We start from the raw sequence: 21,763 nt of genomic DNA, 5'->3' as shown, positions 1-21,763 counted from the left end.
GTAAAAATTTATTTTTTGAGTACTTTCCAGTTTGCCAATCCAATTTTCGTCAGGAAATAAAGCGCGGAGGTTCGCAGAACGCCCAGACCGTAAATTGAACTGCGTTTGAAGTTGATCGACGATGCTTCCTCAAAATACTTGGTCGGGCAGGTAACTTCTCCGATCTCGTAACCTTTAAAGAAAATCTGGGCAACCATTTCGTTGTCGAAGATGAAGTCGTCGGAGTTGTGCGTGAAGTCCAGACTGCGTAATACATCGCCCGAGAAAGCCCGATAACCCGTATGGTATTCAGAGAGCTTCTGATTCATCAGCAGGTTTTGGGTGAACGTCAGAAAACGGTTGGCAATGTATTTATACATAGGCATGCCCCCTTTCAACGCGCCTTTACCTAAAATCCGGGAAGCAAATACCACGGGATATAGGCCGTTACCAATGATGGAAATGATAGCGGGGAGCAATAAAGGCGTATACTGATAGTCGGGGTGGAGCATCACAACGATGTCGGCCCCGAGTTCCATGGCTTTTGCGTAACATGTTTTTTGATTACCGCCGTAGCCCTTGTTTTTATCGTGGCGGATGACATGACGAATGCCTAATTGCTTGGCTACCTCAACCGTATTGTCGGGACTGGCATCGTCGACCAGAATAACATCATCTACAAGATCAAACGGAATTTCCTGATAAGTACGCCCTAATGTCAGAGCTGCCCGGTAGGCGGGCATTACTACAATAACTTTTTTGCCATTAAACATAGGCCAAAACTAATGGGTTGTTGTGAATATGCCAATTATTTACCCCAAGAAGCCCACAGCTTCAACGGATTGGGCGTAGATTTGTAAAGTTTTCTCATCTTTTGGAGCGATAGATAATTGATTTTCTATCCGCCGTTTTTGTATGCTTTCCAACGAAACTTTGTTTTTTCTGGCGTTTGCGGCATTCGTCCTGATCATCATGGCCTTTGATCTAGGTATATTTTCCAAGCAAAAAAGCCACGTCGTACAGTTCAAAGAAGCGGCTATCTGGAGCGCGATCTGGGTTGCCTTATCGGTTGCCTTTTACTTCTTCCTGCAACGCTTTGGCTACCTTGTGCATGGCATTACCGACATGGCCCGGCTTGAAGAAGTTCGCAATAAGTATGCCGAACACGTTGAGCTAATTCCCGGCAACTTTGCCGCTAGTTTGGCCCGTTTTCAGGCCAACATGTCTTTGGAGTATATTACCGGTTATCTGGTTGAGTATTCACTTTCGGCCGACAATATATTTGTATTCATCCTGATATTCAACTCCTTTGGTGTTCGGCAGCGCTACTATAAAAAAATCCTGGTTTGGGGAATTCTGGGCGCTATTGTCCTGCGATTTATTTTTATTTTCCTGGGGTCGGCTCTTATTCAGCGGTTCGAATGGATCATGTATCTGTTTGGGGCATTCCTGGTGTATACAGGTATTCAGCTATTTTTTCAGAAAGAAGAAGACGAGAAGATTGAGCCCGCTACCCATCCTGTGGTGCGTTTTGCCAGTAAATACCTGAATGTCTACCATCGAAATGTTACCGATAATTTCTTCGTCCGCCGGAAGTCGGATCATAAATTATTTGTGACGCCCCTATTTTTGATCGTTATCGTTATCTCGTTCACGGACCTCGTGTTTGCGGTTGATTCCATTCCAGCTATTTTCTCGATTACGAAAGACCCTTACATTGTATTTTTCTCGAACGTTTTTGCCATCATGGGACTTCGGTCTATGTTCTTCTTTTTATCCAGCATTATGAGTCAGTTCCGCTTCCTGAAAGTAGGATTAGCCGTATTGCTTACGTTCATCGGCGCCAAAATGCTGGCCGAGCACTGGCTGGCTGATCACGGTTTCAAACCTGTCTATTCGCTATACATTATTGTTGGCATTCTGACAGTCAGTGTGCTGGCCTCCTGGCTCATACCCGAGAAGAAAACAACGGAGGGATAAGAATTCAAGTGAAGAACCTGAAGGGAAAGCCATTGAAGTAGATGCTTTAATGGCTTTTTCTATAGTCACGACCGGTGATACGTGCTGAATGACTATAGTAAATGGCCCTGGCGCATACTTTCCGCCTGATAAACGTTAGTTTTGAGAAAGACACTTCGCATATCAGATGACGTTTGCGCATACTGCCGTACTAAAAACCTTTCGCCGACGCTTAACGAACCTCAGCAGTCGTAATCGTTCTCTGTTACTCACTACCCTGCCTGCCAGTCAATTTCTGGATTTACACGAAACAGATTTTCTGCTCAATAAACCCTCATTTACCATTATTGCGGATTTGCTTGGTCGTAAATCGTCGGTGTCGCTATGTGAAGTGCTCGACCCCAGGCAGGAGCGAAGCAATGAAGTGAGCCGTAAACTCCGGCGTATTGACCGAACGGCCCGTTTTATTGAAGAGGAGCGGGGTACGGAAGACTTATACATTGGCTGGCCGTTTGTGAAAGGTAAGTTTCTGAATGAGTCGGTTGTGCATGGACCCCTTCTGTTTTTCCCAGTGCAGATCGAGCAACAAGGAAAATTCTGGAAGCTAGTTCAGCGAGGGGATGAACTGGCGTTTTTAAACCCGACATTCGCGCTAGCCTATCAGCAATTTAACCAGGTAAAATTGTCGGATGAGGTTGTTGAAAAAACAGTCGATGAGTTTGACCGCGATCCGCTTGTTTTCCGGACACAGCTTTATGAGTGGCTCAAGGCAAGCCAGCTCGAAATTAATTTCAATCAGGACTTATTTACCGATACGATCCAGTTTTTCAATAAGCAGCCAGCCAAAGATCTTGCTCAACTTGAGCGAACGGGCGAGTTAAAGCTTTACCCGGAAGCCGTATTAGGCATTTTTCCACAAGCTGGTTCGTTTCTGGTGCCGGATTATGACACACTTATAGAAAGGAGCGAGGAGCAGGGAGTAAGCCGTAAGGAGATATCCAGTGGAGAACAGGAAGAAAGTGAGTATGGAAAATCGCTGCTTCCGAATGGCTTCTCCCTGCTTACTCCTCGTTCCTCATTCCTGAAAGAAAACTCCTTACTTCCGGAAAAACACCTCTACACGCCATTGCCTATGGATGCGTCGCAGGAAGCGGCTGTGCGGACGGTAAGGGCTGGACAGTCGCTGGTGGTGCAGGGCCCTCCGGGAACCGGAAAATCGCAACTGATTGCTAACCTGATGGCCGATGCGGCTGCGTCAGGCAAGCGGGTTTTGCTGGTATGCCAGAAACGGGCCGCCCTTGATGTGGTTCAAAAACGGCTTAAAGACGTAGGGGTGGACCCTTTTCTGGCCCTTATTCACGATTTTCAGAATGACCGGCGGGCCTTGTACGCCCAGATTGCGGCCCAGATCGAACAGATTGATGCCTATAAGCAGCAAAACAACAGTTTGAACGCGGTATTGCTCGAACGCGACTTTGATGTAGAGAGCCGCCGGATCGATGAGACGGTTGCTGCTTTACAACTCTTTAAAAATGCGCTGTTCGATACAGCAGAGAGTGGACTCTCGGCCAAAGAGCTATACCTGACAACAGTACCCGTGGGAAGTAAAAGTCCATTGATTGTACTGGATGATGTTTATCAACAGTTTCATCTGGATCATGTGGATAACTTCATCCAGCGGCTGACCAGTTTCGTGGCTTATCAACAAGCGCTGGAAACAGCGTCAGCGTGGGCCGACCGAGTCAGTTTCTCCTCGTTTACTACTGCCGATTTGCGAAAAGCCGATCAAACGATTGGTGATTGGGAACAACTTCGTCAGACTGTTACAGAGCAATCGAAAGCCCTCATTGGGCGCCCGCTTTCGCTTCACGAGCTACAGACCTGGCAGGCGCATGATTGGGACCTGGCCGCCCTGCTTGCCCTTCTCGATGTACCTGATGCGCCGATTCTTTGGGAAATCGTAACGCATCTGCGCAAAGCAACCACGCACCCAGCCTTAACGATAAACGAAACGCGCCTGGATGAACTGGCAGATAGCTGGAATGAGGCCCTAACCGCGCCTGGCCCGGAGTCGTCACTGGCAACGACTGATCTACGCGCCTTTCGCGATTTATTGACCGATGCCTTAACCGCCCGTTCGTCGTGGGTAAGCTGGAACTGGTGGCAATTGACGAACGCGGGGAAAACGCAAGTACAAACCGTCGCTACGGCCAATACACTGAGCCTGTCCGAGCCGGATTTACAAACCCTGGCTTCGAAAGTTAATCAGCGAATTCGGCTGGAAGCGATAAAGCATGAAGTAGCTCCATTGCTTGACGGATTACCCTTGCCCGCCTTGCCCGAAAGTTTACGAATTTTACGCCGGGTGCAACACCTGACCGAGCGCCTGACAACCCTTGACTTGTTGCACTTATTATCCGTTTCGGCCTGGCAGTCTCATTCGGTGTTCGTCGATCAGGTAAATATGATTACGCAATTAGCTGCGACCGTTGTGCAGCAGCAGGCCGAAGCGTCCACCTACCTTACACCGGAACAACTGGCAACAGGATGGGCTGATCCGGCCTATGTTGTTCGGCTTCGTGAAACCCTTCGGACTGATTTTGATTTGCTAGTGGAGGCAGATCGCCTTCAGGAGGGATTTTCAGAAGCTGAGCAACTGATTATCGACCGATTGGCTGGCCTGAATCCAGCCGTCTGGGTTGATACGGTTCAAAATAGCCTTCGAACCGCCTGGCTGGAACATATTGAGCAGCTATACCCCGAGCTTCGATGTGTGTCGTCGCTTAAAATGAGCCAGCTGGAGCAAACATTACAGGAAAGTATTCAGCGTAAACAGGGGTTGAGCCGGGACATTCTGCTGGTAAAATTACGCGAGCAGACGTATCGGAATTTGACGTTCAACCGACTAAACAATGTGGTTACCTATCGGGATTTGCTGCATCAGGTGACCAAAAAGCGAAATGTCTGGCCGGTGCGAAAACTGATGGAATCATTTGCCGATGTAGTATTCAAGCTCGCGCCCTGCTGGTTAGCTTCGCCCGAGTCTGTATCAGCGATGTTTCCGTTGCGAGAAGGCTTATTTGATCTGGTTATTTTTGATGAGGCCTCGCAGTGTTTTGCCGAAAATGGCGTGCCTGCTATGGCTCGTGGTAAGCAAGTCGTTATTACCGGTGATAGCCAGCAACTACGGCCAAGTGATCTCTATCGAACCCGTGTGGACGATGCCGAGCCAGATGAAGAAGTACCAGTTGCTCTTGAAGTTGAATCCCTGTTAGAACTGGCTGCTCAGGAACTACCGCAAATGGCGCTTACGGAGCATTACCGTAGTCGTTCGCTTGACCTGATTACCTTTTCAAACGAGCAATTCTATCAGAACAAGCTGTCTCTTTTACCGCATTTCGACGAGATTAATCAACATGAGCCAGCCATCCGGTACATAAATGTGAAAGGAACCTGGCAACAGAATACAAATCCTGCTGAAGCTACGGCCGTCTTACAACTCCTAGATCAGCTCGTAACCGAGATGCCCGGCCGTTCGGTAGGTATCGTGACGTTCAATTTTCCGCAGCAGCAACTGATTCAGGATATGCTGGATAGTAACCCGGATGGCTTACTGGCAACTCCGCCTGAGAAGTGGACTGCGTTACAGTTATTCGTCAAAAACATCGAAAACGTGCAGGGCGATGAGCGTGATATAATCATTTTTTCGATTGGCTACGCACCTGATGAGCGCGGCCGCTTGTCGATGCAGTTTGGTAGCCTGAATGCCAAAGGGGGCGAAAATAGATTAAACGTAGCCGTTACGCGGGCGCGGGAACGGGTGTATGTGGTAACGAGTTTGTGGCCCGATCAACTAGCCATAGCTGACACGGCCAATGAAGGGCCAAAGCTGCTGAAAGCCTACCTAACATATGCACTGGCCGTGGCTCAGGAGCAGTTTAAACCTACGCAAAAAGCCAGGCAGGATCTGCCATCGGGCAGTTTACTAAAAGATCGGTTGGCCGGACAGAACCCTAGCTGGCAACCTGAATTACCGTTTGCCGATTTAACCGTAAAGGGCACCGATGATACTTACCAGTCGCTCATTCTGACCGACGATGATATCTACTATCAACAGACGATTAAGCAGGCACATGCCTATCTGCCCAGTGCACTCCAAGCCCGAAACTGGCCATTTGTCAGAGTTTGGAGTCGGAACTTTTGGCAGAGAGGGAATAAATAAAGAAAGCCTGGGTTTCGCCAGGCTTTCAATTTATTCCTTCATCATACCGATAAACTGATCGAACAGATAATGGGAATCGTGCGGACCAGGAGAAGATTCCGGGTGATATTGCACTGAAAAGGCTGGTTTATCTTTTCGACGAATGCCTTCAATGGTTTTATCATTCAGATTGATGTGTGTCAGCTCAACGTTGGCATGATCCATCACTTCTTCGGCACGAACAGCGAAACCATGATTTTGTGAAGTAACCTCGCAGTGCCCCGTGATCAGGTTTTTGACCGGATGGTTCAGACCCCGGTGGCCATTATGCATTTTGTAGGTCGATATACCACTCGCCAGCGATAGTATCTGATGGCCAAGACAAATGCCGAACAAGGGCTTTTCAGTTTCCAGGGCTTGTTTAACGGTTTCAACCGCATAAGGCATAGCGGCCGGATCACCCGGTCCGTTCGCAATAAAGTAGCCATTCGGTTTCCAGGCCGCCAACTCAGCGTGAGACGTCCGGGCCGGGAATACCTTGCAGAATACACCCCGTTGATTAAAATTGCTAAGAATGCTCCGTTTGACGCCCAAATCCAGCACAGCTACGCGCAGGCTTGCTTCTGGATCACCTTGTTCATACGCTTCCCGGGTGCATACTTCCGACGAGAGTTCGAGCCCATCCATATCCGGCACCTTGTTCAATTCGGCAAGCAGCACGGCCGGATCAAGAATTTCGGAAGAGATAATGCAGTTCATCACTCCTTTCGAGCGAATGTAGCGGACAAGTTGCCGGGTATCGACACCATGAATACCAACGATGTTTGCTCGCTCGAAATAATCCTGCAACGACCCATCGGCGGTGTATCGGGAATGAATGTTCGAGAAGAAATTGCATACCATCGCCCGGATTTTCACCCCATTCGATTCCTGTTCGGCATTGTTCAGAATGCCATAGTTACCGATGTGTGAGGTTGTATTGATGATGACCTGACCATAGTACGAGGGGTCGGTATAGATTTCCTGGTAACCGGTCATGCCCGTATTGAAGCATATTTCACCGCCGGCTGTACCTATTTTACCGAGCGCTAAACCTTTATAAACGGTCCCATCTTGTAAAACCAGCAGGGCTTCAGGTTGTTGCGTATGTTTCATGTATGCGTTTTGGCTTGAAAGACTAAAAAAAAGGGCTAACCGTTGAACGGCTAACCCATTTCTATATGATTTGTGTGTAAGTCACCTGGTTTTCTGTTAGCATCGGTGGAACGATTCGGCAACTCGTTCAGGTCGACTCCCGTCGCCATATAAAGCTGTTTTCTCGTTTCAGGTCGCTTTTTTGTGAACATTAACTATGTGGTTCTCTTAAACTCATTGACAGTAGGCTTTGCCTTCGGTCAGTTTTGCAAAAGTAGTCATCCCAGCCGTGTTCCGCAACTTAACACACGTTGACTTATGCCTTAGGCTCGGTCGAATCGTCTTCAGCGGCTGGAGCAGCAGGAGCTTCTTCCGTTGGAGTCGCTTCAGCTACTGGAGCGGCTGGTGCTTCGTCTTCAACAACTTCAGCAGAAGGCTCTTCAGCGGTTGCTGCAACAGCTGTTTCAGCAACAGGTGCCGCTTCGGTTGCTGTGCGAGCGCCTGTTCCACGGCGGCTACGACGGGTTTTTGTTGTCGTTGCAGCTGCTTTCTCAGATGCTGCTGCTAACAGTAACTCGTTGAAGTCTACCAGTTCGATTAAACAGGTTTCAGCGTTATCACCTAAGCGGTTGCCCAACTTGATGATGCGTGTGTAACCGCCCGGACGGCTGGCAATCTTGTCGGCCACTGTTCCGAACAATTCTTTCATCGTGTCCTTGTCATTCAGGGCCCGAAATACTTCGCGACGATTCACGAAGGTATCATCTTTGGCCCGTGTCAGGATAGGTTCCACGAATTTGCGGAGTTCTTTCGCCTTAGCAAGCGTAGTTTCAATACGCTTGTGCAGGATCAGCGACGACGCCATATTCTGCAACATCGCTTCGCGGTGCGAATGTGTCCGACTTAGGTGATTATCTTTTTTACCGTGTCTCATTATAGTAAGTGTGTGGTTTGTAGTTTGTAGTCTGTAGCTACGAACTACAAACTACAAATCACAAACTAGCTTAGTCTTCGTCTAATCTGTACTTTGCAACGTCCATACCGAACGTCAGGTTTTTCTCTGCAACAAGTTGCTCAAGCTCCGTCAACGACTTTTTACCGAAGTTGCGGAACTTCATCATGTCGGAAATTTCTAACCGCACAAGATCGCCCAATGTCCGAACGTCGGCCGATTTGAGGCAGTTGTAAGCCCGTACTGACAGATCGAGATCAGCCAGCGACGTTTTCAGAAGTTTCCGCATGTGCAGTACTTCTTCATCGACTACATTTTCCTCTTCCGGTTTCGCCGTTTCAAACGTCATCGTCTGATCTGAGAACAACATAAAGTGCTGAATCAGAATATAAGCAGCACCTTTCAGGGCTTCTTCGGGGTGAATCGATCCATCCGTCTCGATGTCTAGCAGTAACCGCTCATAGTCAGTTTTTTGCTCAACCCGAGTGTTTTCAACGCTATATTTCACGTTTTTGATTGGCGTGTAAATAGCATCAATTGGAATATGACCGAAGGGTAACTCGTTGGCCCGTGGTTCGTCAGCTGGTACATAGCCACGACCTTTTTCCACGAAAATTTCCATTTCCAGATCCCGCGTGTCGTCGATATGGCAAATTTCCAATTCTGGATTCAGCACTTCGAACGATGGCGAGAACTTGGATATATCACCGGCTTTCAGAACCGATTGCTTCTTAATGTTGACGGTGATCTTGTTGTCGACCATGTCATTGATCTTCTTGAAGCGAACCATTTTCAGGTTCAGAATGATCTCTGTCACGTCTTCAACGACGCCCTCGATTGATGAAAACTCGTGTAACACACCGGGGAATTTTACGCTGGTAATCGCGTATCCTTCCAGAGATGACAGCAAAATACGCCGTAGCGCATTGCCGATTGTTACACCGTATCCTTTTTCAAGGGGTTTGAATTCAAATACCCCGTGAAAGTCGTCAGCTTTCTCCACTACGACTTTGTCGGGCATTTGGAACGCTAAAATTGACATACGTTTCGTATTTTAAAGCAGTTCTCTGCCTTGGCGTGAAGACTGAAATAGTGTTTACGGTTTTCAGGTCTTCGGTGGTGGTATTGTTGCGGGTTAATGACCAGCCTCTTCCCGAGAACCAATCGCCCATAAACCGTAAACTATAGAAAGATGGCAAGCACTCGCATGAGTAGTTGCCAACCCAAATTATTTCGAATACAATTCGACGATTGCTTGCTCGTTGAAGTTCTCTGGAATCTGGTCACGCTCTGGGTAGCTGATGAATTTACCAACCAACTCCTGACCATCCCACTCAACCCAGTTATACCGTTTGGTATTACGGGCCGATAGGCTAGAAGCAACAGCTTCCAACGACTTCGATTTTTCACGAACACCGATCAATTGACCAGGTTTGAGCGAATAAGAAGGAATGTTAACAACTTCGCCATCAACAATGATGTGCTTGTGGGAAACCAACTGACGGGCCGCCCGACGAGAAGAAGCAATGCCCAGGCGATAAACCGTGTTATCTAAACGGGCTTCACACAATTTAAGCAGGTTCTCACCCGTGATTCCTTCCCGAACCTGTGCCCGGTGGAATAAGGCGCGGAACTGACGTTCTAAAATACCATAGGTATACTTTACCTTCTGCTTTTCCAGCAACTGGAGCGCATATTCAGACTGTTTCCGTTTGCGACCCCGACCGTGCATACCCGGTCCGTAATTTTTTTTCTGAAGCGCTTTGCTCGGACCCATGATAGGCTCTCCGAACTTGCGCGAAATCTTGGCCTTAGGCCCTATGTAACGTGCCATTCTTCAATGAATGAATAAGTGTGAAACATTGGACAGACACAACTAAATGTCGCCTGTCCCTATTCATGCCATCCGTATTATACGCGACGACGTTTTGGCGGCCGGCACCCATTGTGCGGCAGCGGGGTAATATCACGGATTGTCGTTACTTCGATACCCGAGTTCTGAATGGTACGGATGGCCGATTCACGACCTGATCCAGGACCTTTCACGAAAACTTCTGCTTTGCGCATACCCAAATCGTGGGCAACGGCAGCACAGTTGGAAGCGGCTGTCTGAGCAGCGTACGGCGTGTTTTTCTTAGAGCCACGGAAGCCCATTTTACCGGCCGATGCCCAGGAAATAACCTGGCCGTTCATGTTGGTGATCGAAATGATGATGTTGTTGAACGTAGCCCGGATGTGTACCTGACCGACGGGTTCAACAATTACCACCCGCTTTTTCGCTTTGTCTTTGCGTTTTGCTTGAGCCATTGTTTGTAGGTAATCGTCAATGTGTCATCGGTTTTCATTACTTGTTATCCTAAAAGATTCATTGGATAACCACAAATGAGTCGTATGACGATGAGCGACCGATTAATTATTTCGTTACTTTCTTCTTATTGGCAACTGTCTTCCGCTTACCTTTCCGGGTACGGGAGTTGTTTTTCGTATGCTGACCACGAACGGGCAAGCCTTTCCGGTGCCGCAGACCCCGGTAGCAACCGATGTCCATTAACCGTTTGATGCTCAACTGTACTTCTGAGCGCAGTTGACCTTCAACCTTGTATTCGTTCGAGATCGCGTTACGGACAGCGCTCGCTTCGTCATCTGTCCATTCGCTGGCTTTCTTATCAACGCTGATACCAGCATCGGTCAGAATTTTCTTAGCACGGCTACGACCAATGCCGAAAATATACGTCAGCGCAATTTCGCCACGCTTTTTATCTGGAATATCAACACCTGCAATACGTGCCATGCTTAGCCTTGTCTTTGTTTATAACGGGGATTCTTTTTGTTGATCACGTACAGCTTTCCTTTCCGACGGATCACGACGCAGTCTTCACTACGTTTCTTGATTGACGCTTTAACTTTCATGATTTTAAAAGTTTTCGGTTTTCGGTTTTCGGCTTTCAGTATTCGATTGAAAACAACCGTAAACTACAAACCGTAAACTATAGACCTATTTGTACCGATACACAATCCGCGCCTTGCTTAAATCGTAAGGCGACATTTCCAACTTTACGCGATCTCCGGGCAAAATCTTGATGTAATTCATCCGCATTTTGCCAGAGATGTGAGCAATTACCTCATGCTTGTTGGCCAGTTCGACCCGAAACATTGCATTCGATAATGCCTCTAAAATCACACCATCCTGTTCTATAGAATTCTGCTTTGCCATATGTGCTTTAAGCCGCTATCAGTTCCTGTGTATCAACCATCAGGCTTGTATTGGCGGTAACTGCTTCTATGTATTCAAAGGTTGTCAGAATTTCGGGCTTCCCTTTTCGTACGGCCACCGTATGCTCGAAGTGGGCCGAAGGCTTACGATCAACAGTCCGAATGGTCCAGCCATCACGTTCCTGAACAACCCCTTTTTTGCCGAAGTTAATCATAGGCTCAATCGCCAGAATCATCCCTTCACGCAATTTAGGACCTTGTCCGCGTTTACCGTAATTAGGCACCTCAGGTGCTTCGTGCAGGTCCTGGCCAACGCCATGACCAACTAACTCACGGACCACGGAATACCCGAACTTCTCTGCGTACGTTTGGATTGCGAAGCCAATGTCTCCAACCCGATTTCCATCAACCGCTTTGTCAACCCCAAGATAAAGGGACTCTTTTGTGCGGGTCAGCAACCGACGAACAGCTGGGCTAACGTCACCAACAGGATAGGTATAAGCACTATCACTATGGTAGCCGTTTAGCTTGACCCCGCAGTCAATCGAAATAATATCACCGTCGCGGAGTTCATACTTGCTCGGAAATCCATGCACAACAACGTCGTTAACCGAGATACAAAGTGAAGCCGGAAATTTGTTGTACCCTAAGAATGATGGAGAGCCACCATTATCTTTAATGAACGTTTCTGCAACCTTATCAAGTTCCTTCGTGGCAATGCCAGGACGGATAAGCTTGGCTACTTCTGCGTGGGCTTTCCCAAGTACCTGTGCGCTGATTTTTATCAAAGCAATTTCTTCATCGCTTCGGTAAAAAATCATTTTATCCTTTTTGTCGGAACTACTCATGTTAATTAAGCGGCTACTGTCTCGCTATTGGCACGTCCCTGTACTCGGCCTGACTTCATCAACCCTTCGTACCGACGCATCAATAGATAGCTTTCAACTTGTTGCAGTGTATCAAGAACAACACCGACCATAATTAAGAGCGATGTTCCACCGAAAAACTGTGCAAACCCGCTTGTCATACCCAGTAAATTGGCAATAGCGGGTAAGATAGCCACAATTGCCAGCATAACGGCGCCAGGCAAGGTGATACGATCAAGAACAGTTCCGATGTATTCCGATGTCTGAAGACCTGGCTTAACACCCGGAATAAACCCACCACTACGCTTCATGTCGTCAGCAATCTGAACCGGGTTAACCGAAATAGCTGTGTAGAAGAACGTAAAGATGATAATCAACAGGGAAAAAAGCAGGTTATACTGCCAGGTTGTATAACTCTGAAATGCGTTTTGCACACTGGCGGCAAAATCACTTTTCTCAGCGAATAAACCTGCAACGTAAGTCGGAATAAACATCAATGCTTGAGCGAAGATAATTGGCATAACACCAGCTGCATTCAACTTAAGCGGTAGATATTGACGTTGGCCACCAACTACTTTATTACCAATAACCTGTTTTGCGTATTGAATAGGAATGCGACGGACAGCCTGTGTCAGTACAACAGCGCCCATAATTACGAAAAACAGACCGACCAGCTCCAAAACGAAGAGTAAGCTACCGCCCGTACCACGGGAAAGTGCTTCTCCATAGATAGCGCCTGGTAGACGCGATACAATCCCGATCATAATGATCATGGAAATACCATTGCCAATGCCTTTATCCGTAATCCGTTCGCCCAGCCACATGCAGAAGATGGTACCGGCCGTCAGAATGAACAAAGAAGAAATGGTGAACAATCCCCGATCAATCAATAACGCTTCTTGAGGAATCGTCGTACGAATGTAGGTAATTGCCTGTACTGCCGTTACACCAATCGTAAGCACCCGAGTAATTTGATTCAATCGCTTACGACCTGATTCACCTTCCTTCTGCATTTTCTGGAAGTAAGGCAAGGCCAGGGTAAGCAACTGGATAGCAATCGAAGCCGAAATGTACGGCATGATTCCCAATGCAAAAATCGACGCCTTACTGAACGCGCCACCTAAAAAGGTGTCCAGCAAACCAAGTAATCCCTGCGGATTAAGATTTAGTTTGTTAGGGTCAACGCCAGGCAATACAATGGCCGAACCAAGACGAAACGCTGTTATAAATAACAACGTGTTCAGGATACGACCCCGCAGCTCGTCAATTGCAAAAATATTCTTAAACGTGGTGATGAGTCGATTCATAAAAGTATGTCGGCCGTTACGGTGCTCACAACTTAGTTAGCTGCTTCCTCTTTTGCATGTTTGGCAGGCACGATCGCCTTACCACCCGCTTTTTCAATTGCTTCTTTAGCGCTGCTTGAAAAAGCATGGGCGTGAACTTCGATTGCTGTTGTCAATTCACCCCGGCTAAGTACTTTAACAAGGTCTTTTTTGCTTACCAGACCATGCTGAAGCAGAAATTCCATGTCAACTACAGTAACGTTGGTTTCATCGACCAATGCCTGAATCGAATCCAGGTTAAGAGGTTTATATTCGACGCGGTTAATGTTCTTAAAGCCGAATTTCGGTACACGACGTTGAAGAGGCATCTGACCACCTTCAAAGTGTGTTTTACGACTGTAACCTGAGCGTGACTGCGCTCCTTTGTGACCACGCGTAGACGTACCGCCCATGCCTGATCCTTGTCCGCGTCCGACTCGCTTGCGCTCTCTAACGGAACCCTTTGCCGGTCTAAGGTTGCTTAAATTCATTTGATTGTTTAGACAAAAGAAGCAGAATACTGAATGTATGAGTAGCTATAAACCGACTCTTACCCATTTATTGTACCGCTTTTGCCGCTATTTAGTGTTAAAAAGATGATTCTTTTGGCTCTTCGATGCCAAGGCAACCAACGGTCGCTATGGCCTGAAAACCAAAAGAATCGCAAAGATAATTAAATTTCTTCAACCTTCACTAGGTGCTGCACCTTATTGATTGCACCTTTCAACGCGTCGTTGTATTCTAACTCGACGCTGCGGTTGATTTTGCCCAAGCCTAACGACTTGATCGCGTTTTTCTGAGATAGCGGTCGTTTAATGGTGCTGCTGACCTGCGTGATGCGTACTCGTGCCATGTCTATTGCTCCTTTAGATTAACCGTTAAATACTTTTGCTAAGCTGATCTGACGCTGGAAAGCTACCTGGTGTGGTAACCGCATTTTCAGCAGTGCGTCGAGCGTAGCTTTAACTACGTTGTGAGGATTCGACGAACCTTTCGATTTCGCCAGGATATCGTGAATACCAGCCGATTCAAGAACGGCCCGCATAGCACCACCTGCGATTACTCCTGTACCCGGAGCGGCTGGCTTCAGCAGGACAAAGCCACCGCTGAATTTACCTTCCATTTCGTGAGGAACCGTGCGCTTCAAAAGAGGAATCTGTACCAGGTTTTTCTTGGCATCTTCCACTCCTTTAGCAATGGCATCAGTTACTTCATTGGCTTTGCCTAATCCGTAACCAACGACACCGTTACCGTCTCCAACCACGACAATTGCCGAGAAGCTGAACCGGCGACCACCTTTTACCACCTTCGCTACGCGGTTGATGGCTACCACCTTTTCTTTAAGGTCGGCTTCGTTAAATTTTGTCGGTCTTGCTGAATTGATGTTCATCGCTTAGAACTTAAGGCCTCCCTCGCGGGCTGCATCGGCCAATGCTTTTACTTTACCGTGATATAAGTAGCCATTACGGTCGAATACAGCTGCGCTGATATTCTTGGCAACTGCTTTCTCGGCCAACCGCTGGCCTACTTTCTTCGCCGTTTCGACGGTATTCCCTTCGGCTTCGCTTTTCAATTCAACCGATGAGGCAGCCGCCAGTGTGTGGCCGCTTACATCGTCGATTAACTGCGCGTAAATCGCTTTGTTAGAGCGGAAAACAGATAGACGGGGACGCTCGGCTGTGCCAGAAACTTTCGCCCGGATACCAAACTTGATCCGCTGTCTTCTTTCTTGTTTATTCGTTGCCATGTTATTTGATTCCGACCAAATAGGCGTTTAAAATGTTTTTGGTTTCTGATTTCCGATTTATCGCCGAGCAGGTCAGCCATAAACCGAAAATGGAAAACCACTTTATTATTTCTTCGAAGAAGATTTACCAGCTTTCCGGCGAACTTGCTCACCGATGAAGCGGATACCTTTGCCTTTGTATGGCTCAACTTTACGCAACGAACGGATTTTTGCGGCTACGTCACCCAAAAGTTGCTTGTCTGAACCTTCCAGATATACTTTCGGGTTCTGACCTTTTTCCGTTACAGCTGTAACTTTGATTTCGGCTGGAACAGCTAAAAACACATTGTGTGAATAGCCAAGTTGCAGTTCGAGAATGTTATTGGCAACAGATGCTTTATAACCAACCCCGATTACTTCCAGATCGAGTTTAAAGCCTTCGCTTACGCCAGTTACCATGTTGTTGACCAGCGACCGATACAGGCCGTGCAGTGCTTTATGGCGCTTCTGCTCGGTTGGGCGGCTTACTTGGATATGACCGTCTTCAATGGCTACCGAAATGTCCGGGTCAACCGATTGGGTCAAGGTGCCTTTAGGCCCTTTCACCGTAACGACGTTCTGATTGTCAACAGACAACGTAACGTTGCTGGGTAGGGCGATTGGTTTCTTACCTATGCGTGACATCGTTCAGTTCGGATTAATATACGTAACACAATACTTCTCCACCAACGTTCAGCGTCTTCGCTTCTTTATCAGTCATCACGCCTTTGGAGGTAGAGATGATTGCTACACCCAATCCGTTCAGGATACGTGGCAGATTATCGGCACCCCGATACTGACGCAGACCTGGGCGGCTGATGCGTTGTAGGTCAACGATAGCAGGCTGCTTCGTCGTTGGGTTGTACTTCAGCGCAATCTTAATTGAGCCTTGCGGGGTGCTGTCGTCGAACTTATAGTTCTGGATGTACCCTTTCTCGTACAAAACCTTGGTAATTTCTTTCTTTATATTCGAAGCAGGGATCTCTACTACCCGGTGCTTAGCCCGGATGGCGTTTCTAACACGAGTCAGAAAGTCTGCTATTGGATCTGTATTCATTCTTAGCGTTGCGTTACTTGCAAACCCCTCTTTTTGAGAAAGTTCGCAAAATTACGGAAACTGAATTACAAATAGAAATGGAATCTGGAATTACCAGCTTGCTTTAGTTACACCTGGAATTTTACCGGCCGATGCCATTTCCCGGAATGTTACCCGTGAAATACCAAACTTGCGCATGTAGCCCCGAGGACGACCCGTTAATTTGCACCGGTTGTGCAAACGAACAGAGGACGAATTTTTAGGCAGTTTATCCAGACCGATGTAGTCGCCGGCAGCTTTTAAAGCAGCCCGCTTTACAGCGTACTTAGCCACTAGTGCTTCGCGTTTCCGTTCCCGTGCTTTTATTGATTCTTTTGCCATTGTCTTAACCTTTTTGTCGGTTGTTATTTATCACTTTTAGCAAACGGCATACCCATTGCTTTCAGCAACTCGTAACTCTCATTATCCGTGTTGGCAGTCGTCACAAATGTGATGTCCATTCCCGAAATACGAGCTACTTTATCAATGCTGATCTCAGGGAAGATGATCTGCTCCTGTACACCGAAGGTATAGTTGCCACGGCCGTCGAACCCTTTGTCACTAATGCCTTTGAAGTCACGAACGCGGGGCAGCGATACCGCCGTTAGCCGGTCCAGAAATTCATACATCTTCACACCACGCAGCGTAACTTTCGCACCGATGGGCATTTTCTCCCGCAGTTTGAAGTTCGAGACCGCTTTCTTCGACAATGTCGGAACGGCTTTCTGACCCGTGATGGTCGTCAATTCTTCCACGCCCACGTCCACCAATTTTTTATCGGCGACAGCGGCTCCAATACCTTTGTTGATGACAATTTTAGTTAGTCGGGGCACTTGCATGATCGACTTATACTGAAACTTGTCCTTCAACTGAGGTACGATTTCGCTTAGATATTTTTCTTTCAGTCTTGGCGTTGCCATTTTCTTAGACCTGCTTAAGGTTATTTACGACCCGCGTCGGCGGACCGATCAGGAATAAAGTTGCCTGTCTTCTTGGAGAAGCGCTGCAGCTTTCCCTTTTCGTTTACTTTACGACCCGTGCGGGTAGGTTCGCCGGTAGCTGGATCAACCAGTTTGAGGTTGCTGATGTGGATCGATCCTTCCGTTTTTTCCAGACTCCCCTGCGGGTTAGAAGCCGTTGGCTTCAAGTGTTTGGTAATCATAGCGACGCCCTCAACCCGAGCGCGATCTTTTTCTACGATCACTTCTTTCACTACACCGCGCTGACCTTTCGAGTTACCACCAATCACGACGACGGTGTCGCCTGATTTGATATGGAATTTGTGCTTCGGTAGCGTTATTTTCTTCTCCATTGCCTTACAATACTTCCGGGGCTAACGATACGATTTTCATAAACTGCTTCTCGCGCAATTCACGAGCTACGGGTCCGAAAATCCGGGTGCCGCGTGGTTCATCGTTGTTATTGAGCAATACGGCGGCATTGTCTTCGAAGCGGATGTAGGATCCATCTTTACGACGCACTTCCTTCTTGGTCCGAACAACAACGGCTTTCGACACCGTACCTTTTTTCATATTACTGGACGACAGAGCCTGTTTCACCGTCACGACAATCTTGTCACCGACTGATGCATACCGCTTGCCTGTACCGCCCAGGACGCGGATAACCAGCACTTCCTTCGCGCCACTGTTATCGGCTACTCCTAATCTTGATTCTTGCTGTACCATGGCTTACTTCGCTTTTTCGATGATTTCGACTAAACGCCAACGCTTATTTTTGCTCATTGGGCGGGTTTCCATAACACGAACCGTGTCACCGATACCGCACTCATTTTTCTCGTCATGAACCGTCAATTTTTTCGTCTTGTTCATGAACTTGCCATACATCGGGTGCTTCACTTTACGATCAATCGCAACAGTGATGGTTTTCTGCATTTTATTGCTGGTTACCCGTCCGATACGCTCTTTCCGAGCGTTGCGCTCCGAAGCCGCTGCGGCAGTGCTCGTTGCTGGAGCAGTTGCTGTCGGCTGATCTGTTGCTGCTGCCGCCGGAGCTTGTTGGTCTACCTGCGGTGCTGGTGCTTGTTGCTCTTCCATTGTCGTGTCTTATTAGGCTTGCCGCGATTTAACCGTCAGTTCTGTGTTCAGACGAGTAATCCGTTTCCGGCTCTCGCGGATGCGCATTGGATTCTCAATTGGAGATACCGCATGAGCGAACCTTAGTTTCAACAGTCGGTCTTGTTCAGCACCTAGCTCGGTACGTAACTCGTCGGCCGACAATCCTTTTAAATCTTCTTTTTTCATTTTGTTCGTCGCTTAGGGGTACTATTCTTCGCCTTGCTCCTGATAATCACGCCGGACAACAAATTTCGTCCGAACTGGCAATTTCTGAGCGGCCAGGCGCAGGGCTTCCATACCCGTTGCCAGATCAACGCCCGTTGTTTCGAACATAATCGTACCGGGCTTTACTACGGCTACCCAGTATTCTGGGGCACCCTTACCTTTACCCATCCGAACTTCGGCTGGTTTCTTGGTGATGGGTTTGTCGGGGAAAATGCGAATCCAAACCTGACCTTCGCGTTTCATCGCCCGTGTTACTGAAATACGAGCGGCTTCAATCTGGCGGGCGGTGATCCGACCCGGTTCCAGCGATTTGATGCCGAATGTACCGAAGGCAATTTCATGACCGCGTGAAGCGATACCTGGAATCCTGCCTTTATGCTGTTTACGGAATTTAGTTCTTTTTGGCTGTAACATAGCTCTAAAAGTTAGCGTCGATAGTGGTTAGTTGTTAATCAAGAGTAGTAAACTAATGACTGTGGACTGACGACTGACGACTGAATTTATCGTCTTGGACCACCGCCACCGCGGTTACCACCCTGACCACCACCGCCACCGCGGTTGCCACCCTGGCCGCCTGAATTGCCACCACGGTTACCACCCTGGCCACCACCTGCATTGCCACCACGACCACCCCGATCATTACCGCCACGGTTCCGGCCACCCCGGTCATTGCCATCACGGTCGCCACGAGGGCCACGGCGATCGCCACGATCATTGGCTGCCGCTGTACGCTCACCGGCTTGCGCCTGGCTCATCATAGCTGCTGGAGACAGATCACGCTTGCCATACACCTCGCCTTTGAAAATCCACACTTTGATGCCGATTTTCCCGTAAACGGTTTGGGCTTCAGAGATAGCGTAGTCGATATCAGCACGCAGGGTGTGAAGCGGTACGCGACCTTCTTTATACTGCTCTGAGCGGGCAATTTCAGCACCACCCAAACGACCAGATACTTTCACCTTGATGCCTTGTGCACCTACCCGAATCGCTGATTGGATAGCCTGCTTCATAGCACGACGGAATGAAATACGAGCCTGTAGTTGCTGAGCGATTGCTTCGCCAACTAGTTTAGCATCAATTTCAGGGCGTTTAATTTCGAAGATATTGATCTGGACATCTTTGCCCGTGATCTTCTTCAGCTCTTCTTTGATCTTGTCAACTTCACCACCACCTTTACCAATAACGATACCCGGACGAGCCGTGTGAATGGTTAGGGTTACGCGCTTCAGGGTACGTTCGATAACGACCCGCGCAATGGCGCCTTTAGGGATACGGGCAGAGATGTATTTCCGGATTTTCTCGTCTTCAACAAGTTTGTCCGCAAACTCTTTACCGCCGTACCAGCTCGACTCCCAGCCCCGAACAATACCAAGTCGCAGGCCAATTGGATTTATTTTTTGTCCCATTTCTGTCTATTGTTCGTTTTCAGGGGTAGAAACTTCAGCCTGAGTCAATACAGTGTCCGCTGCGCTGTCAACCACAAGGGTAATGTGATTTGACCGCTTACGAATCCGGTGACCACGACCTTGTGGTGCTGGACGCAGACGCTTCAGCATCGGACCACCATCAACAAAAATCGTTTTTATATAAAGATCCGCATCTTCGATACGGGCATCTTCATTTTTTTGCTGCCAGTTGGCAACGGCCGACAAAAGCACTTTCTGCAATACGTCGGCACCAGCCTGTGGCTGATATTTTAATAGACCCAACGCCCGGCTAACGCGTTGACCACGAATGAGGTCAGCAATTAACCGCATCTTGCGGGGAGACGTGGGCACATCTTTAAGTTTTGCTACTGCTTCCATTTGTTTGGTTTTGGTTTTCAGTTCACGGTTCACAGCTTATTAAAACCGTAAACCGAATACCGTAAACTGCTTATCGTTTGCCCTTGTCTTTCTTTGCGGTGTGTCCCCGGAAGTTGCGCGTTGGCGAGAATTCGCCGAGCTTGTGACCTACCATGTTCTCCGTTACATAAACCGGGATAAACTTGTTGCCGTTGTGCACAGCGAAGGTATGGCCTACGAAATCCGGCGAAATCATCGAACGACGCGACCAGGTTTTGATGACCGATTTCTTGCCCGAATCATTCTGCGTCTGGACTTTGTTGTCTAAACGAAAATCAATATAGGGGCCTTTTTTGAGTGAACGTGCCATTGTTATCTGTTACTTTTTGCGTCGGCTAATAATCATGCTTTCAGATGCCTTGTTCTTGCTGCGGGTCTTCTGACCTTTAGCGAACTGGCCATTACGTGAACGTGGGTGGCCACCGGATGCCCGGCCTTCACCACCACCCATTGGGTGATCGACTGGGTTCATAACGACAGCACGAACGCGGGGACGGCGACCTAACCAACGGTTACGACCCGCTTTACCCACGACAACGTTCATGTGATCGGGGTTGGATACCGAACCTACCGTTGCCATGCCAGCGCTTAAAACCCGGCGTGTTTCGCCCGAAGGCAAACGCAGGATAGCGTATTTGTCTTCACGACCTACTAGTTGGGCGTATGTACCAGCCGAACGAGCCATAGCACCACCTTTACCGGGTGTCAACTCAATGTTATGAACGATCGTACCAATTGGCATCAGAGCCAGAGGAAGTGCGTTACCAACATCAGGAGTCGACCCTTCGCCCGACCGGATGGTCTGGCCTACGGTAATACCCTGTGGTGCGATGATGTAGCGTTTTTCACCGTCAGCATATTGCACCAAAGCGATGCGTGCTGTACGGTTTGGATCGTATTCTACAGTCAAAACTTCGGCAGGCTGGCCGACTTTATCGCGCTTGAAGTCAATAATGCGATATTGCCGCTTATGACCTCCTCCAATGTAGCGCATAGTGCGGTGACCTTCGTTATTACGGCCACCGGTTCTCTTAATGGGCTCCAGCAGGCTTTTTTCTGGCTTGGAGGCTGTTATTTCCGCAAAGTCGGGTGCCACGCGAAAACGTGTACTCGGCGTTATTGGTCTTAGTTTTTTAACTCCCATGACTGA

30 protein-coding genes are annotated in these 21,763 nt (G+C 48.1%); 2 read left to right on the top strand and 28 right to left on the bottom strand.

Features of this window, described 5'->3' with window-relative positions:
* Window positions 1–8: 8 nt before the first annotated feature.
* Window positions 9–752, bottom strand: a complete 744-nt coding sequence (locus tag SD10_RS25405; protein ID WP_046577863.1) for a glycosyltransferase family 2 protein — start codon at window positions 750–752, stop codon at window positions 9–11.
* A gap of 142 nt (window positions 753–894) precedes the next feature.
* Here SD10_RS25405 and SD10_RS25400 point away from each other — a divergent pair, with 142 nt between their 5' ends.
* Both SD10_RS25400 and SD10_RS25395 read left to right on the top strand, forming a co-directional pair.
* Complete coding sequence (locus SD10_RS25400; RefSeq protein ID WP_046577861.1) at window positions 895–1,959, top strand: TerC/Alx family metal homeostasis membrane protein; 1,065 nt, start codon at window positions 895–897, stop codon at window positions 1,957–1,959.
* 166 nt (window positions 1,960–2,125) lie between these two features.
* Window positions 2,126–6,160 (top strand): AAA domain-containing protein, encoded by a 4,035-nt coding sequence (locus SD10_RS25395; RefSeq protein WP_046577859.1) that lies wholly within the window; start codon window positions 2,126–2,128, stop codon window positions 6,158–6,160.
* 30 nt (window positions 6,161–6,190) lie between these two features.
* Here SD10_RS25395 and carA read toward each other — a convergent pair whose 3' ends face one another.
* From carA to rplB, 27 genes are all read right to left on the bottom strand, one after another.
* Window positions 6,191–7,294, bottom strand: coding sequence for a glutamine-hydrolyzing carbamoyl-phosphate synthase small subunit (gene carA, locus SD10_RS25390; protein WP_046577857.1), 1,104 nt, complete (start codon window positions 7,292–7,294; stop codon window positions 6,191–6,193).
* Between the two features lie 295 nt (window positions 7,295–7,589).
* A complete protein-coding gene (gene rplQ, locus SD10_RS25385) occupies window positions 7,590–8,207 on the bottom strand; it encodes a 50S ribosomal protein L17 (protein ID WP_046577855.1) in 618 nt (205 codons plus the stop codon).
* Window positions 8,208–8,277: 70 nt separating this feature from the next.
* Window positions 8,278–9,267: a DNA-directed RNA polymerase subunit alpha gene (locus SD10_RS25380; protein WP_046577854.1), complete on the bottom strand. Its 990-nt coding sequence runs from the start codon at window positions 9,265–9,267 to the stop codon at window positions 8,278–8,280.
* A 186-nt stretch (window positions 9,268–9,453) separates the two neighbouring features.
* A complete protein-coding gene (rpsD, locus tag SD10_RS25375; protein WP_046577851.1) occupies window positions 9,454–10,059 on the bottom strand; it encodes a 30S ribosomal protein S4 in 606 nt (201 codons plus the stop codon).
* A gap of 77 nt (window positions 10,060–10,136) precedes the next feature.
* Entirely contained in the window at window positions 10,137–10,532 is a 396-nt protein-coding gene (gene rpsK, locus SD10_RS25370; RefSeq protein WP_012930219.1) for a 30S ribosomal protein S11, read from the bottom strand.
* Between the two features lie 106 nt (window positions 10,533–10,638).
* On the bottom strand, window positions 10,639–11,016 hold the full coding sequence (gene rpsM / locus SD10_RS25365; protein ID WP_046577849.1) for a 30S ribosomal protein S13: 378 nt from the start codon (window positions 11,014–11,016) through the stop codon (window positions 10,639–10,641).
* A 2-nt stretch (window positions 11,017–11,018) separates the two neighbouring features.
* Window positions 11,019–11,135 (bottom strand): 50S ribosomal protein L36, encoded by a 117-nt coding sequence (rpmJ, locus tag SD10_RS25360; protein ID WP_046577847.1) that lies wholly within the window; start codon window positions 11,133–11,135, stop codon window positions 11,019–11,021.
* Window positions 11,136–11,220: 85 nt separating this feature from the next.
* Window positions 11,221–11,439 (bottom strand): translation initiation factor IF-1, encoded by a 219-nt coding sequence (infA, locus tag SD10_RS25355; RefSeq protein ID WP_009284801.1) that lies wholly within the window; start codon window positions 11,437–11,439, stop codon window positions 11,221–11,223.
* Window positions 11,440–11,446: 7 nt separating this feature from the next.
* Window positions 11,447–12,259, bottom strand: coding sequence for a type I methionyl aminopeptidase (map, locus tag SD10_RS25350; protein ID WP_046580150.1), 813 nt, complete (start codon window positions 12,257–12,259; stop codon window positions 11,447–11,449).
* A 32-nt stretch (window positions 12,260–12,291) separates the two neighbouring features.
* The gene (gene secY / locus SD10_RS25345; RefSeq protein WP_046577843.1) at window positions 12,292–13,611 is read right to left on the bottom strand and encodes a preprotein translocase subunit SecY; all 1,320 of its coding nucleotides are present in this window, start codon (window positions 13,609–13,611) and stop codon (window positions 12,292–12,294) included.
* A 32-nt stretch (window positions 13,612–13,643) separates the two neighbouring features.
* The gene (rplO, locus tag SD10_RS25340) at window positions 13,644–14,120 is read right to left on the bottom strand and encodes a 50S ribosomal protein L15 (RefSeq protein WP_046577841.1); all 477 of its coding nucleotides are present in this window, start codon (window positions 14,118–14,120) and stop codon (window positions 13,644–13,646) included.
* A gap of 182 nt (window positions 14,121–14,302) precedes the next feature.
* Complete coding sequence (gene rpmD, locus SD10_RS25335; RefSeq protein ID WP_046577840.1) at window positions 14,303–14,482, bottom strand: 50S ribosomal protein L30; 180 nt, start codon at window positions 14,480–14,482, stop codon at window positions 14,303–14,305.
* Window positions 14,483–14,500: 18 nt separating this feature from the next.
* Window positions 14,501–15,019: a 30S ribosomal protein S5 gene (gene rpsE, locus SD10_RS25330; protein ID WP_012930225.1), complete on the bottom strand. Its 519-nt coding sequence runs from the start codon at window positions 15,017–15,019 to the stop codon at window positions 14,501–14,503.
* Window positions 15,020–15,022: 3 nt separating this feature from the next.
* The gene (gene rplR / locus SD10_RS25325; RefSeq protein WP_046577838.1) at window positions 15,023–15,376 is read right to left on the bottom strand and encodes a 50S ribosomal protein L18; all 354 of its coding nucleotides are present in this window, start codon (window positions 15,374–15,376) and stop codon (window positions 15,023–15,025) included.
* A 105-nt stretch (window positions 15,377–15,481) separates the two neighbouring features.
* Window positions 15,482–16,039 carry a 50S ribosomal protein L6 gene (gene rplF / locus SD10_RS25320; RefSeq protein ID WP_046577836.1) on the bottom strand — a complete coding sequence of 186 codons (558 nt, stop codon included), beginning with the start codon at window positions 16,037–16,039 and terminating at the stop codon, window positions 15,482–15,484.
* Window positions 16,040–16,052: 13 nt separating this feature from the next.
* A complete protein-coding gene (gene rpsH, locus SD10_RS25315; protein ID WP_046577835.1) occupies window positions 16,053–16,451 on the bottom strand; it encodes a 30S ribosomal protein S8 in 399 nt (132 codons plus the stop codon).
* A 90-nt stretch (window positions 16,452–16,541) separates the two neighbouring features.
* Window positions 16,542–16,811 (bottom strand): 30S ribosomal protein S14, encoded by a 270-nt coding sequence (rpsN, locus tag SD10_RS25310; protein ID WP_046577832.1) that lies wholly within the window; start codon window positions 16,809–16,811, stop codon window positions 16,542–16,544.
* Window positions 16,812–16,834: 23 nt separating this feature from the next.
* Entirely contained in the window at window positions 16,835–17,389 is a 555-nt protein-coding gene (rplE, locus tag SD10_RS25305; protein WP_046577830.1) for a 50S ribosomal protein L5, read from the bottom strand.
* A gap of 20 nt (window positions 17,390–17,409) precedes the next feature.
* Window positions 17,410–17,781 carry a 50S ribosomal protein L24 gene (rplX, locus tag SD10_RS25300; protein ID WP_046577828.1) on the bottom strand — a complete coding sequence of 124 codons (372 nt, stop codon included), beginning with the start codon at window positions 17,779–17,781 and terminating at the stop codon, window positions 17,410–17,412.
* A 4-nt stretch (window positions 17,782–17,785) separates the two neighbouring features.
* On the bottom strand, window positions 17,786–18,154 hold the full coding sequence (gene rplN, locus SD10_RS25295; RefSeq protein ID WP_012930232.1) for a 50S ribosomal protein L14: 369 nt from the start codon (window positions 18,152–18,154) through the stop codon (window positions 17,786–17,788).
* A gap of 3 nt (window positions 18,155–18,157) precedes the next feature.
* Window positions 18,158–18,523 carry a 30S ribosomal protein S17 gene (rpsQ, locus tag SD10_RS30395; RefSeq protein WP_052731294.1) on the bottom strand — a complete coding sequence of 122 codons (366 nt, stop codon included), beginning with the start codon at window positions 18,521–18,523 and terminating at the stop codon, window positions 18,158–18,160.
* A 12-nt stretch (window positions 18,524–18,535) separates the two neighbouring features.
* Window positions 18,536–18,730 (bottom strand): 50S ribosomal protein L29, encoded by a 195-nt coding sequence (rpmC, locus tag SD10_RS25285; RefSeq protein WP_046577826.1) that lies wholly within the window; start codon window positions 18,728–18,730, stop codon window positions 18,536–18,538.
* A gap of 21 nt (window positions 18,731–18,751) precedes the next feature.
* On the bottom strand, window positions 18,752–19,183 hold the full coding sequence (rplP, locus tag SD10_RS25280) for a 50S ribosomal protein L16 (protein ID WP_046577824.1): 432 nt from the start codon (window positions 19,181–19,183) through the stop codon (window positions 18,752–18,754).
* An 86-nt stretch (window positions 19,184–19,269) separates the two neighbouring features.
* Window positions 19,270–20,175: a 30S ribosomal protein S3 gene (gene rpsC / locus SD10_RS25275; protein WP_046577821.1), complete on the bottom strand. Its 906-nt coding sequence runs from the start codon at window positions 20,173–20,175 to the stop codon at window positions 19,270–19,272.
* Between the two features lie 6 nt (window positions 20,176–20,181).
* Window positions 20,182–20,574: a 50S ribosomal protein L22 gene (rplV, locus tag SD10_RS25270; protein ID WP_046580146.1), complete on the bottom strand. Its 393-nt coding sequence runs from the start codon at window positions 20,572–20,574 to the stop codon at window positions 20,182–20,184.
* A gap of 70 nt (window positions 20,575–20,644) precedes the next feature.
* Window positions 20,645–20,923, bottom strand: a complete 279-nt coding sequence (gene rpsS, locus SD10_RS25265) for a 30S ribosomal protein S19 (protein ID WP_018618700.1) — start codon at window positions 20,921–20,923, stop codon at window positions 20,645–20,647.
* A gap of 9 nt (window positions 20,924–20,932) precedes the next feature.
* Window positions 20,933–21,757, bottom strand: coding sequence for a 50S ribosomal protein L2 (gene rplB, locus SD10_RS25260; protein WP_046577817.1), 825 nt, complete (start codon window positions 21,755–21,757; stop codon window positions 20,933–20,935).
* Window positions 21,758–21,763: the final 6 nt, after the last annotated feature.

Origin of the sequence: Spirosoma radiotolerans, assembly GCF_000974425.1 — a bacterium.
In the GTDB taxonomy this organism is placed as follows: Bacteria; Bacteroidota; Bacteroidia; order Cytophagales; family Spirosomataceae; genus Spirosoma; species Spirosoma radiotolerans.
Note: the sequence above shows the minus strand (reverse complement) of the source record. Positions and strands in the feature narration are given on the sequence as shown.